Origin of the sequence: Burkholderia sp. BCC1998, from assembly GCF_905339875.1 — a bacterium.
Classification (GTDB): Bacteria; Pseudomonadota; Gammaproteobacteria; order Burkholderiales; family Burkholderiaceae; genus Burkholderia.
In genome coordinates, this window is record NZ_CAJPHE010000002.1 from 348,841 (window position 1) to 361,704 (window position 12,864).

Sequence of the window (12,864 nt, forward strand, 5' to 3'; positions counted from 1 at the left end):
CGCCATCACGCCGGCGTCCGCGCGGCAGCCCCTGCCCGCCGCCGCTCACGCGTCGGTGCCGTACCGCCCCGTCACGCGGTCGCCGCCGCGGCCGGCTCGTCGTGCCGCACCAGCAGCACGGGCCGGTCGGCCGCGCGCAGCAGCGATTCCGCGACGCTGCCGAGCAGCAGCCGGCGCAGGCCGTGGCGCCCGCTCGTCCCCATCACGATCAGATCCGCGCCGACCTCGGCCGCCGTGCGCATCAGCACCGCGGCGATATCCTCGCCGTACGCGTCGATCGCGCGCACGGTGCCCGCCACTTGCCGCTGCGCGAGCGCCGCTTTCGCGTCGTCGAGCACGGGCGTCGCCGCAGCGGTTGCCGCCGCGTCGCCATCGCGTTCGGCCGCAAAACCCGCATCGACGTCGACGAGCTGCGGCCGGTGCTCGACGACATACGCGCACGTGACCTCGCCGCCGGATGCCGCCGCGATCCGGATTGCCTCGTTCAGCGCGAGACGCGCACTCGGGCTGCCATCGAGCCCGACGAAAATCCGCTTGTACATGGTCCACCCTCCGACCGAGCACCCGTCGCGCATCGCGCAAACGGCGTCCCCGTCACCGCAAGCCGGCCCGATGCCGGCTCGCCTGCCGAACAGTCTGCCCCACGTGCCGACGCGCCCGTTGACGCGCGTCAAATGCGGCCGGGACGCCCGCTACACCGCCCGGCTATCTCATTTTTAGCTGACCCTATTACAAAAAACGCGTAAAACGCGCACAATTTCATCTTGAAAATAGACGTCGCACGCGGCCGGTGCGAGTTTTTCCCGGTTTTTCCCGGTTTTGCCGCGCTGCCCGCGTGCCACGGGCGGCCCCGACACCAGAATGGCCATCGAATGACCACCGCCAGTGGAACCCCGTCGCGTGACGCCCGAGGGCCCGCGCGTTTCCAGATCATGTTACGCCAGCCGCTCGCGGCTGGCGTCGTTACGCTGTTCGCCGGCGCGGCGCTGTCGCTCGGCGTCGCGCTGCTCGTGCGCGAGCAGTGGCAAGGCGCCGTCCATACGCGCTTCGAACGCCGCACGACGCACGTGACGGCGATGCTGCGCCACGAGCTGCAAGGCAGCGTCGCCGTGCTCGAAAGCGCGCGCGGCGCATTCGCGCTTGCGCCGCAGATCACCGCCGAGCAATGGCGCCGGTATGCCGATACGCTCGATCTCGACAGCGGGCGTTCGCCGATCCGGCAGCTCGGCTATGCGCCGCTGTCGACCGCGACGCGCAGCGCCCTCGCCGGCCACGCGCCGATGCCGGCCGGCCCGCTCGCGGTGGCCACGCTCGTTGCGCCGGCATCGAGCTCGGCCGGCGTGCGCTTCGGCGCGCCGGACCAGGCTCCGCTGGCGCACGCGCTACGGACCGGCGATATCGCACTCGGCATCCATCCGGCCGACAACGATACGTCCCGCGATGCGCGCACCCTCACGCTGTTCGTCCCCGCGACGGCTTCGTCGCGCACGGCCGTCGCCCATGACGCCGGCGCCGACGGCGTGCTGTTCGCGGAAGTGAGCCCGAATCGCCTGGTCGAGCGCGCGCTGGACGCGGAACGCGGGCTCGACCTGCGGATGAGCGCGGGCGACGATCCGCACCCGATCGCGAGCGCCGAGACGACGACCGACGAAGCCTCCGCGTCGCCCGACCTGATGCGGCGCACCGACCAGCTGAATTTCGGCGGAACCGTGCTGAAGCTCGCCTATTCCGCGGACGGCCGCCCGAGCGCGACCGGCGCGCAGCGCGCGGCCGGCACGGTGCTCGCCGCGGGGCTGATCGCGTCGTTCGCGTTCGCGGCGCTCGTCCATGCGCTGCTGCGCGGCCGCGCCGGCCACGCCGATACGGGCGCCAGCAGCCGCGGCATCCTGAACGAGGCGCGGATGATGGGCATCATCCGTTCGTCGATGGAAGCGATCATCACGATCGACGAGAAGCAGACGGTGGTGATCTTCAACCCGATGGCCGAACAGGTCTTCGGCGTGTCGGCGATGGAAGCGATCGGCGCGCCGCTGTCGCGCTTCATCCCCGAGCGGTTTCGTGCCGCGCATGCGAAGCACGTCGACCAGTTCGGCGTGACGGGCGTGTCGGAGCGGCAGATGGGCCGCCAGCGCGTGCTGTTCGGGCTGCGCGGCAACGGCGAGGAGTTCCCGCTCGAGGCGTCGATCTCGCAGATCCGCGATGCGTCGGGCAAGCTCTATACGGTGATGCTGCGCGACATCACCGAGCGGCAGCGCGCCGAGAATGCGCTGAAGCAGTCGCGCCAGGAGCTGCGCGAACTCTCGGCGAACCTGCAGAACGTGCGCGAAGAGGAAAAAACCCGCATCGCGCGCGAACTGCACGACGACCTCGGCCAGCAACTCACCGCGCTGAAGATGGACCTGTCGGTCATCGAGCAGCAACTGCGCATGCCGGGCCATGCGCAACCCGAAGTCGGCGTGCTGTCGCACCTGCAGGGCATGCGCCGGCTGATCGACGCGACCGTCGCGTCGGTGCGGCGCATCGCGGCCGACCTGCGCCCGGTGATGCTCGACGATCTCGGCCTCGTGCCGGCGATCGAGTGGCTCGCGAACGACTTCACGAACCGCTACGGCATCGACGTCGAGCGCCACATCGAAACGGGCGGCCTCACGTTCACCAGCGCGGGGGCGACCACGCTGTTCCGGATCGTCCAGGAAGCGCTGACGAACGTCGCGCGCCATGCGGACGCGACGCGCGTCGCGCTGCGCCTCGACATCGAGGAAGGCTTTTGCGTGCTGCGCGTCGCGGACAATGGCCGCGGCGCGGCACCGGTCGGCACCGCCCATGAGGACAAATCTTTCGGCCTGATTGGCATTCGCGAACGCGCACACATGCTGGGCGGCAGCGTGACGATCGACACCGCGCTCGCGCGCGGCTTCTCGATCACCGTCGCATTCCCGCTCGGTTCCGTACAACAGGAAACCACCCTCACATGATCAAGGTGCTCATCGCCGACGACCATACGCTCGTGCGCGACGGTCTGCGGCACATCCTCCAGAACGCCACCGGATTCGAAGTAGCCGGCGAAGCATGCGACGGAGCGTCGACGATCGCGCTCATCCGGTCGACGCCTGCGCAGGTGCTGGTGCTCGACCTGTCGATGCCGGGCCGCAACGGCGTCGAACTGATCAAGCAGATCAAGGACGAGAAGCCCGCGCTGCGCGTGCTCGTGCTGACCATGCACGCGGAACAGCAATACGCGGTGCGTGCGTTCCGCGCCGGAGCGTCGGGTTATCTGACCAAGGAAAGCGCGAGCGCCGAACTGGTCGGCGCGGTGACCAAGGTGGCGTCGGGCGGCGTCTACGTGAGCCTCGCGATGGCCGAACAGTTCGCGCAGAGCCTGAACGAGCCGGCCGAGACGCTGCCGCACCAGCGGCTGTCCGATCGCGAGTTCGACGTGTTCCGCCGCATCGCCGCCGGGCAGACGCTGACCGAGATCGCGCAGGCGCTGTGCGTCAGCGCGAAGACGGTCAGCACCTACAAGACCCGGATCCTGGAAAAGATGCAGATGCCGCACGAAGCGGCGCTGGTCCGCTACGCGCTGCGGCACAAGCTGCTCGACGAAACGGACGACGTCTAGGCGAACGGGCCGGCGAACCTGCCGGCCGCGCGACGCGGGCTGCGAGTTGGCCGGACGTCGCGCAGCCGTTACTTCGCCGGCACCGGGCACGCGAGATCGCCTTCCTCGCAGGACAGATAGCCCTTCAGCGTGTCGGTGCGGGTCCTGGTCAGATCGTCGAGGCAGGTCGACACGACCATCGGATAGGCGCTGCCGCCTTCGGCATTCGCGCTGGAGAAGTTGCATTCGGCATCGCGGTAGGCGATCCACGCGCGCTGCGCGTTCACGAGTTTCTCTGCGAGCGGCTTCGCATCGCGCAGGCGCGCGGTGACGGCCTGGTAGGTGCGGTTCAGCTCCGCGTCGGATTTCTTGTACGCGCGATCGGCACATGCCGTCATCGCCGCCTGATCCGTCGCGTCCGCGCAATTTGCCTGTGCATGGGCGACGTTCGCCGTCAGCGCCAGCGCGCACAGCAGACCGGTCAAGACACGCATGGATGCTCCTGTTTGTTTTCGTTGAAGTCGTGGAACGTGATGCCGGGTTGGTCGCGCATCGGCCGCTGCGCCACGGCAACACCGATCGCGATGCTAGCGCACGCGCGAATGGTTGTCAGCGGGTGTCGGACTGAAGCGTGGGATTCGTTTGACGGAACGACGGTGCACGCACCGAAATCAATGGTTCAAGCGCCGTTCGGCGATGCGGACAAAAGCGGTCAGTAACGGTACGCGTAGCCGGTTCCGATGCGTTCCGCCTTCAACGCGCTCACACTACCCGGCAGGCCGAGCAGTTTGAGGATCTTTCTGGTGCGACGCCCGCTAATCAATTCGTCCCGGTAGGCCAGCAACACCAGCAGAGCGACAACCAGCGCCGACATTATCAGCACGAACGGCATCAACTCGAAAAACTCGCCCCAAGCGGGCAGTGCGAATGCATAAAGTACGGCTTGTCCAAAAAATAAAAACAAAGTCACCCCGAGGCAAACGTAAAGCATGGACTTGTTGAAAACGGGTTTCAGGCCTTCAGGGCAAGGCGGCCTGAATACGACCAGTCTCGCCTGCGGATTATTGACCGCCATCAGCGATCCGCTTTTATCGAAAACAGCGTCCACATGCCCGCCATTCTCGAACGAGAGAGTGTCGAACCAGCCTTTGAGCGCTCGCCCGCCGACCTCCATCTCGATCCAGTAGCCTTCGGCCGGTTCGGGGCGATTTCGGTCGGAATCGTGCACCGTTGCACTGGCTAGTGCCATACCGCCTTCGCCAATGGACGCAAGCAACACAGGAGCGAGCTCCGTTGCCCTTTCCTCGAACTTGCGCAACTTCGATGGCGAATACTTCTCGATCGAGTAGCGCAAATTTGATACCGTTCCGCTGACCGAATACAAGCGCATCGCTTTCCCGTTGATTGAAGCCGTCTCGTCCATTCCGCAGGAATCTTACTCTACCGATGCAACGTGAAAAGATCCCTGTCAGGCATCGCATTCGACAGGGTTTGGCACGGGACCGACTCCCGCGTCCTCTTGATGATCGAAAGGGGAACGCCGTCGTGCCCCAATGAAAAAACCCGCCCTCGAGCCGAGTGCGGGTTTTTTATTGCGGCTTCGCTGGCGGTAGCAAAGGCCGCCGCGGCGCGACAAGCTCAGTGACCGAAGTACACCGACGAACGATCGGCTGCGGCCGGCACGGTCACGCGCTGGCCCGACTGCGACGTCGCCACCGGGTTCGCGCCGTAGCCCGTTGCATCAGCCTGCGCACCGGTGTTCTGGGCTGCCGCGATCTTCGCCTGTGCGGCCTGGATGTTTTCCGGATAGTTGATCCAGTCGTTCGGGTTGTAGCCGGCCTTTTCCAGCTGGGCCAGTTCGGCACGCACTTGCGCGCGCGTCAGCGGCTGCTGGTTCGATTGAGCGAACGAGACGACCGGTGCGGCCACCAGAGCGGCCAGTGCAACTGCCTTGATCAGCGATTTCATGATGCGTTACCTCCAGATTTGTCTTGTCAGGCGCTTCGGACTGGGCAGTCGTTGCGCATGAGTGAAAGTCTAGGCGGCACGGCTATCAGGGTAAATACTTAAATCGCAAATTCACTGTTGACCGAAACCGTACAATTGCCGCGCATTCGATCGAATCATCAGATGATTATGGCCGCATCCGCAGCCAATAGGCTGCGGCGCGCTCTCGCCCGGCTCGCGCAGTGCGGATCGATTCATCGGGCCGTGGACGACCGCCCAGCGGTTGCCACGTTTGCCCCGCTTCTCCGTTCGACACATCAGCGGACCTGATCCGCCTCCACCGCCCCCGACGACAGGTCGAACAGCAGCGCCTTGACGCGCATCCGGTCGGCGGCAGCGACTTCGTCGAACGCCGCGTGGTGAAGCGTCCAGCCCGACCCGGCCGGATCGGCATGCACCGCACGCACCGTCCCGTCGAGCGTCAGCAGCGCGACACGGTCCTCGTCCGCATACGGCAACTGCACGCGCAACGGCTCGCCGGCCGCCGCGAGCGGCCGGTCGAGCGCGATCGACAGTCCGTTCAGGCTGAGATCGCGCACGATCCCGATGCCGTCGGCCTGCGCCGGCCCGCCGGTGCAGCGGGCCGCGATCCGTACCGGCACGCGCGGCTCCGCGCGCGTGCGCAACCGGTCGACAAAGCCCGGCGGCGACAGCACCATGAACGGCGCGGCGCCCGCTGCCTGCACCGCTTCGACGGTCGCACCGAAGCGCGACACGGCCGACCGGCCGATCGCGACCGCCTCGACGTCGTCGCCGCGGGCAAACTCGAGCACGACCGCCGGCTGCGGCTCGACGAACAGCGCGCCCGATGCGCCGACCCCGATCAACCGGCAGCGCTGCAGCACGCGGGTCGCGCCGACCCGCCGCCGGATGCCGATCGCGGCGCCGGCCGACAGCCCCATGCGCATGGCCGCCGGCACGGCGTCGTGCGCCGGCGCGGCAGGCTCGGCGTCATCGCGCCGGCGCACGGGCCGGAAGTGATCGAACAGGAAGTCATGCTGCGCGGGATCGCGCAGCGTCGTGCCGGCGGGCAGCAGCGCGGCGCCGCCGGCATCGTAGAGATCGAAGCCGAGCGGGACGCCGGCGGAGATGTCATCGCGCGCGAGCGCGACGTGATCGGTGATGAGCCGCATCGGAAAGGCGCGGAGCGACCGCGCGAGCTGTCGTGACAACGTTATTACGGCAGCCTCGCGCGAAATCTGAACGGCTCGTTACTCCGAACCGCTGGTCGCGTCGGGTGAAGCCGGTGTCGGCGCCGGCGCCGGCGTAGCGGAAGGCGCGACGGCCGGGGCGGAGCCGAGGCCGCCCCCGGCGTTGCCCGGGCTCGTCGCATTGCCGCCCGTCGCTGGCGGCTGCGCGACCGGCGGTTGCGACGCCGACAACGCAGCGGCCGATGCCGCCACCTCGGACGCGGGCACCCATTCCTCGACGATGCCGCCGGATGCCGCCTCGGGCGCCGACGCGCCGGATGCGGCCGACGCCGCGGCTGCGTCCGCCTCCGGCTCGCGCTCGATACGCTGCGTCCTGACGGGCGCCGCCGCCTGCTTCGGCTCGGGCCCGAACCAGCCGTCGACCAGATCCGTCACCCGTTCGCGCACCGACGCGAACCAGCCGGGCGACGGTTCGGTGTCGAATTTCAGCTTCGTGTCGACGATCCGGGCGCGTTGCGCGCGCTGGAAGAAGTCGCCGACGATCGGCAGCGCGCTGTGCGCGCCTTGCCCCCAGTAGTCGCTGCGCAGCGTCACGCGGCCATCGTCGAAACCGACCCACGCGCCGGCCACCAGCCCGGGCTGCATCAGGATGAACCAGCCGTCCGCGTTGTCCTGCGTGGTGCCGGTCTTGCCGGCCACGTCGCCGCGAATGCCGAAGCGCGTACGGATGCTGCTGCCGGTGCCGCGCGTCACGACGCCGCGCATCACGTCGAGCAGCGTCTTGTCGGTTTCGGCGTCGAGCGCGCGCTCGGGCGGCGCCGGCGCGTATTCGGCGAGCACCTCGCCCCGGCGGTTCTCGATGCGCGTCACCATTTGCGGCTCGACGTACAGCCCGCCGTTCGCGATCGTCGCGTACGACGCGACCATCTCCTTCAGCGTCACGGGGCTCGTGCCGAGCGCAAGCGACGGCACGCGCTCGAGCGGGCTTTCGCGCACGCCCATGTCGCGCGCGAACCGCGCCACGGCCGCCGGACCGACCTTCTCCATCACCTGCGCGGTGATCCGGTTGCGCGACAGCGCGACCGCGTCGCGCAGCGTCATCGGCTTGCCCGTCGGCGGCGCGTCGTCGCTCGGCCGCCAGATCTCGCCGCCCTTCAGCGGAATCTCGACCGCCTGGTCGATGAAGGTGTCGTCCGGCTTCATCCCGTTCGCGAACGCGACGCCATAGACGAACGGCTTGAAGGTCGAGCCCGGCTGACGCCGCGCCTGCGCGACGTGATCGAACGGCTCGTTCGTGAAGTCGCGGCTGCCGACCCACGCGCGAATCTGCCCGTCGCGCGGATCGATCGCGACGAAGCCGGCCTGCACGTCGGTCTTCGCCTTGCACAGCGCGCGCATGAAGCCGCGGTCGGCGGCGAGCTGCTTCATCGCGGCCGCATCGTTCTTGCCGGCGTCCTGCGCGGCCTTGTATTCGGGCGACTCGCGCATGAAGGTGCGAAACACCTCGTTGTCGGTGCCGCAGCCGTCGCGGCCGCTCCACGCATTGTTCGCGATGCCCTGCAGCTGGTTCGCCTGCAGCGTCAGCGCCTGGGTCGCCATCTGCTGCAGACGCGAATCGATCGTGGTGCGCACGATCAGCCCGTCCGAATAGATGTTGTAGTCGTTGCGGTCGGCCCAGCCGATCAGCCATTTACGCAGTTGCTGCGCGAAGTGCGGCGCGGGCCCCGGCGGCTCCTTCTGGCGCTCGAAGTCGATGCGCAGCGGCCGGCGCTGCAACTGCGCGAACTGCGCCGGCGACAGCTTGCCGTACTTCACCATCTGGCCGAGCACCGTGTTGCGCCGCTGCAGCGCGCGCTCGGGATTCAGCACCGGGTTGTAGTAGCTGTTGCCCTTCAGCATCCCGACGAGCGTCGCGCTGTCGAGCACGTCGAGCTCGTCGGCCGACTTGTCGAAATAGGTGCGCGCGGCCATCTCGACGCCGTACGCGTTGTACAGGAACGGCACCGTGTTCAGGTAGGTCTCGAGGATCTGGTCCTTGCTGTAGACGGCCTCGATCTTCAGCGCGGTGATCGCCTCCTTCACCTTGCGCGTGAGCGTCGGCGCGCGGCCGATCTCGTCCGGATACAGGTTGCGCGCGAGCTGTTGCGTGATCGTCGAGCCGCCCTGGCGGCTGCCGGAGAACGTATGGAGCGCGGCCGACGCCGTGCGCTTCCAGTCGAGACCGTGATGCTCGTAGAAACGATGGTCCTCGGTGGCGATCAGCGCGTCGACCATGTGCGGCGAGATCTGCTTGAGCGACACCCATTCGCGGTTCGACGGCTTGAATTCCGCCAGCACCTTGCCGTCGGCGGACAGCACCTGCGCCGGCTGGTCGACGCGCGCCTTGCGGATGTCGCCGATGCCCGGCGTGAACGGAATCAGCACCAGCACGTACAGCAGGAACAGCGCGGGCACGGCGGCAGCCGCGCGCAGCACGCCGCGGCGCGTCGGATGACGGAGATGGTGCCAGGCGCTGGCCAGGACACGCTTGACGAGCACGGCGGCAGCGGCCGCGACGGGTTGGGCGCGCGCGACCCATTTGGCACTGAGGTCACGCACTGACGACACGTTTCGGCGATTCACGCGGGTGGGGGATCTGCTGGAAAGGCTGCATCGTACCAAAACTCGCGCCGCCCACCGGCCGGCGGCCGTCCCGGGCCTGCGCGAACGGCGTCCGGGCGTGCGTTTTTACAACAAAAAAAGCGCGCGCCCCGCAACGGGGCCGCGCGCCAAGCCTGGTACAACGGTGCCGTGCGCCGCTGCTCAGCGCACGAGAAAACCGTACGTCAGCGGATCGCGCTCGTCGACGATCCAGTTCGCGAATCCGCAGATGTGCGCGCTGCCCTCCACTTCCGGGATCACGGCCGGGATGTCGCCGACCGTCGTCTCGCGCAGCACGCGCCCCTTGAACACGGTGCCGACGATCGACTCGTTGACGAGCGTGTCGCCGGCCGCGAGCCGGCCGCGCAGGTACAACTGCGCGACGCGGCCGCCGGTGCCGGAGCCGGTCGGCGAGCGGTCGACCTCGCGATCCGCGAACACGCAGCAATTTGCCTGCGTCGAGCCCGGATGGCGCGGCGCGTTCGCGATGATCGTGCCGTAGATATGGTTGATCTCCGGAATCTCCGGATGCACGACCGGATATTTTGCGTTCGCGGCGGCTTTCACTTCGGCGCCGAAGCGGATCAGCTTCTCCACGGCCGCCTCGCGCACCGGCAGGTCGAACGGCGCGCCGTCGACGTAGAAATAGAACGCGCCGCCATACGCGATGTCGCCGGTCACGGTGCCGAACGACGGCGTGTCGACCGACACGTCGCGCTGCCAGATGAACGACGGCACGTTGACGAAGCGCACCGGCCCCGCGTGCTCGCCGTCCCATTTCACGAACGCCTCGATGAAGCCGCATGGCGCGTCGATGCCGACGCGCGTCTCGGGCACCGTGCGCTGCACCCAGCCGAGCTCGACCGCGGCGGTCGACAACGCGATCACGCCGTGCCCGCAATGGTCGCTGTAGCCTTCGTTGTGCACGAAGATCACGCCGAAATCCGCGTTCGGCGACACCGGCTCGGTCAGGTAGCCGCCGTACATGTCGGCGTGGCCGCGCGGCTCGAACATCAGCGCGCGGCGGATCTCGTCCGCGTTGTCCTTGAGCCATGCGCGGCGCTGGACGATCGTGTCGCCGGGCAGGCGCGGCAACCCGCTCGTGACGATGCGGAACGCTTCGCCGCCGGTATGGACTTCGACGGTGGAAAGGGATCGGGAAATTTTCATGAAGATCGAAAGCGTGAAGACGAACGACGGCGCACCGGCGCCGTCGTTCCGGTAACGGTTTTACTTCGCGTACGGTTCGGGCAGCCCGTTGCGGATCACGTAGACGCTGGTCGGCGCGCCCTTCAGGTCGCCGCGTTCGTCGAACGAATAGGTGCCCGCGACGCCCGCATAGTTCGACTTCGCCAGCTGCGCGATCAGCTTCGCCTTGTCGGTGGTCGTGCCGGCCTTGACCATCGCGTCGGCGAGCAGCTTCATGCCGTCGTAGTAGTTGACGCCGTAGACCTGCGTATCCGTGTGATAGGTGTCGTGGTACTTCTTCAGGAATTCGCGGCCGGCCGGCGTCTTCTCGAGCGCGACGCCGCCCTGCGCGCAATAGACGATCGACGCGGCCTCGCCCGCGACCTTGCCCATGTCGGCCGAGCAGATGCCGTCGCCGCCGAGCAGCTTCGCGCGCAAGCCGCGCTGCTTCATCTGCTTCGCCATCGGCGCGCCCTGCGCCGCATAGCCGCCGAGGAAGATCACGTCGGGATTGCTGGCCTTGATCTTGGTGAGAATGCCGAGGAAATCGGTGGCCGACGAGTTCGTGTACTCCTGGTCGACGATCTTGATCCCGTTCGCCTTCGCGACGTTCATGAACTGCTCGGCGACGCCCTGCCCGTACGCGGTGCGATCGTCGATGACCGCGGCGGTTTTCGCGTTCAGCGTCTTCGCGGCGAAGGTCGCCATCGTGCCGCCGAGCTGTTCGTCGCTCGCGCCGATCCGGAAGATGTTCTTGAAGCCCTGCCGCGTGAGTGCCGGATTCGACGCGACCGGCAGCATCGGGACGCCTGCGTTGCTGTACACACGCGATGCCGGGATGGCGACGCCCGAGTTGTACGGCCCGAGCACCGCGACCACGCCCTTGTCGACCAGGTTCTGCGCGACCTGCACGCCCGCTTTCGGGTCGGCCTGGTCGTCGTCCGACACCAGCTTGAACGTGACCGTCTTGCCGGCCACCTTCACGCCCGCCTTGTTGAGCTCGTCGACGGCGAGGCGCGCGCCGTTTTCATTGTCCTTGCCGTTCGCGGCCTGCGGGCCGGTGAGCGGCGCGGAATGGCCGATCATCACGACTTCCTGCGCGTGCGCGGCGCTCAGCGCGCCGGCGGCAACGGCCACCGAGAGCGCGGTAACGAAGTGTCGCATGGTGTCTCCTGATTGGTTTTGTGTGAAACCAATGTAGGACACATGTGGTCACCATGCAAGCAATTTCAAAAAGTTTTTTGCGATTCTGGTCATTTTTTAGACCAGAGCGAGGTGGCGCGCATTACTTCGGCGTGATGTCGCGACGCACGCGAAGAATGTGCTGCTCGACATAGAACGCGGCCGCATCGGCGTCGCCGGACACGATCGCCTCGTAGATCAGCCGGTGCTCGGACACGTAGAGCCGGATCCGGCCCGCGTCGTAGATGCCGTCGTCCTTCAGCCGCTTCCACAGCGGCTGGTCCATCGTCTTCGCGACTTCGTCCGCGATCTTCACGATCAGCGCGTCGCCGGTCATCAGCGCGAGCTGCCGGTGGAACAGCCGGTCGCTCTCGTTCCACAGCGCGCGCTGCTGCGGATCGTCGATGTCGGAGACGGTTTCCATCTGTGCGAGATAGCCTTCGGCGACAGGATCGGCGCGACCGTGCGCGGCCGCGAGGCGCGCGATCGCGGGCTCGAGGATGAGCCGCACGTCGAGCGTCGACGTCGGGCTGAAGTCGGCATCGGGCGCGCCTTGCGGGTCGCCGCGCTGCGCGAGTACGTCGAGCGGCGCCGGCACGACATAGGTGCCCGAATTGCGCTTCGTGAACACCAGCCCTTCGTTCTGCAACGCGCCCAGCGCCTCGCGCACGGCCGGCCGGCCAACCTGGAACAGCGCCGCGAGCTCGCGCTCCGACGGCAGCCTCGAATCGGCCGCGTAGCGCCCCGCGCGAATCTCGTCGCGAATCCTTTCGGCGACCTGTTCGTAGATCTGCAGCGGCCGGAAACCGGCTTCGAGCGATTCGGGACGTGCGGACATCATCTGGGGCTCCTGCCCGGTCGGGTGGGGATCGGGAATGCGTCGCACTATACCGGAGCGGTACCGGCGCCGGTGCGCGCGACGCCCATCTGGACGGATATTAGAACCAAAATCGGCCGTCCGCTGGCTTTTCCGGCTTGCCGGGTGGCCGGAAACTGGTATAGATTTGATCCAGACCGCCTGCCACCGCGACAGCCGGCCGCCTCCGTGGCGAGCGCGCGATGCGCCCGTCTCCCACGCCCACCGCCCCAACCGACCGA

At 67.7% G+C, this 12,864-nt stretch carries 12 protein-coding genes; 2 read left to right on the plus strand and 10 right to left on the minus strand.

Annotated elements, in window-relative coordinates:
- Nucleotides 1-71: 71 nt before the first annotated feature.
- Together U5A56_RS04890 and U5A56_RS04895 are read right to left on the minus strand one after the other, a co-directional pair.
- Nucleotides 72-542: a universal stress protein gene (locus U5A56_RS04890; protein WP_044843084.1), complete on the minus strand. Its 471-nt coding sequence runs from the start codon at nucleotides 540-542 to the stop codon at nucleotides 72-74.
- Nucleotides 543-716: 174 nt separating this feature from the next.
- Nucleotides 717-869, minus strand: a complete 153-nt coding sequence (locus tag U5A56_RS04895) for a hypothetical protein (RefSeq protein ID WP_321810853.1) — start codon at nucleotides 867-869, stop codon at nucleotides 717-719.
- A 63-nt stretch (nucleotides 870-932) separates the two neighbouring features.
- Here U5A56_RS04895 and U5A56_RS04900 point away from each other — a divergent pair, with 63 nt between their 5' ends.
- Nucleotides 933-2,975 (plus strand): PAS domain S-box protein, encoded by a 2,043-nt coding sequence (locus U5A56_RS04900; RefSeq protein WP_321921103.1) that lies wholly within the window; start codon nucleotides 933-935, stop codon nucleotides 2,973-2,975.
- Nucleotides 2,972-3,619, plus strand: a complete 648-nt coding sequence (locus U5A56_RS04905; RefSeq protein WP_124484860.1) for a response regulator transcription factor — start codon at nucleotides 2,972-2,974, stop codon at nucleotides 3,617-3,619. The genes U5A56_RS04900 and U5A56_RS04905 overlap by 4 nt, the downstream gene beginning before the upstream one ends.
- A gap of 68 nt (nucleotides 3,620-3,687) precedes the next feature.
- Here U5A56_RS04905 and U5A56_RS04910 read toward each other — a convergent pair whose 3' ends face one another.
- The 8 genes from U5A56_RS04910 to U5A56_RS04945 all read right to left on the minus strand — a co-directional run bounded on the left by U5A56_RS04910 (nucleotide 3,688) and on the right by U5A56_RS04945 (nucleotide 12,607).
- Nucleotides 3,688-4,092 carry a lysozyme inhibitor LprI family protein gene (locus U5A56_RS04910; protein ID WP_321921105.1) on the minus strand — a complete coding sequence of 135 codons (405 nt, stop codon included), beginning with the start codon at nucleotides 4,090-4,092 and terminating at the stop codon, nucleotides 3,688-3,690.
- 218 nt (nucleotides 4,093-4,310) lie between these two features.
- Complete coding sequence (locus tag U5A56_RS04915; protein ID WP_321921106.1) at nucleotides 4,311-5,021, minus strand: hypothetical protein; 711 nt, start codon at nucleotides 5,019-5,021, stop codon at nucleotides 4,311-4,313.
- 215 nt (nucleotides 5,022-5,236) lie between these two features.
- Complete coding sequence (locus U5A56_RS04920; protein WP_321795489.1) at nucleotides 5,237-5,566, minus strand: DUF4148 domain-containing protein; 330 nt, start codon at nucleotides 5,564-5,566, stop codon at nucleotides 5,237-5,239.
- A gap of 296 nt (nucleotides 5,567-5,862) precedes the next feature.
- A complete protein-coding gene (locus tag U5A56_RS04925; protein ID WP_321921107.1) occupies nucleotides 5,863-6,738 on the minus strand; it encodes a PilZ domain-containing protein in 876 nt (291 codons plus the stop codon).
- 78 nt (nucleotides 6,739-6,816) lie between these two features.
- Nucleotides 6,817-9,363 (minus strand): penicillin-binding protein 1A, encoded by a 2,547-nt coding sequence (locus U5A56_RS04930; protein WP_321921109.1) that lies wholly within the window; start codon nucleotides 9,361-9,363, stop codon nucleotides 6,817-6,819.
- Nucleotides 9,364-9,558: 195 nt separating this feature from the next.
- Complete coding sequence (gene lhpH, locus U5A56_RS04935) at nucleotides 9,559-10,566, minus strand: trans-3-hydroxy-L-proline dehydratase (RefSeq protein ID WP_321921111.1); 1,008 nt, start codon at nucleotides 10,564-10,566, stop codon at nucleotides 9,559-9,561.
- A 60-nt stretch (nucleotides 10,567-10,626) separates the two neighbouring features.
- Nucleotides 10,627-11,748: a branched-chain amino acid ABC transporter substrate-binding protein gene (locus U5A56_RS04940; RefSeq protein WP_257772573.1), complete on the minus strand. Its 1,122-nt coding sequence runs from the start codon at nucleotides 11,746-11,748 to the stop codon at nucleotides 10,627-10,629.
- Between the two features lie 121 nt (nucleotides 11,749-11,869).
- Entirely contained in the window at nucleotides 11,870-12,607 is a 738-nt protein-coding gene (locus tag U5A56_RS04945; protein WP_044843075.1) for a FadR/GntR family transcriptional regulator, read from the minus strand.
- Nucleotides 12,608-12,864 lie beyond the last annotated feature (257 nt).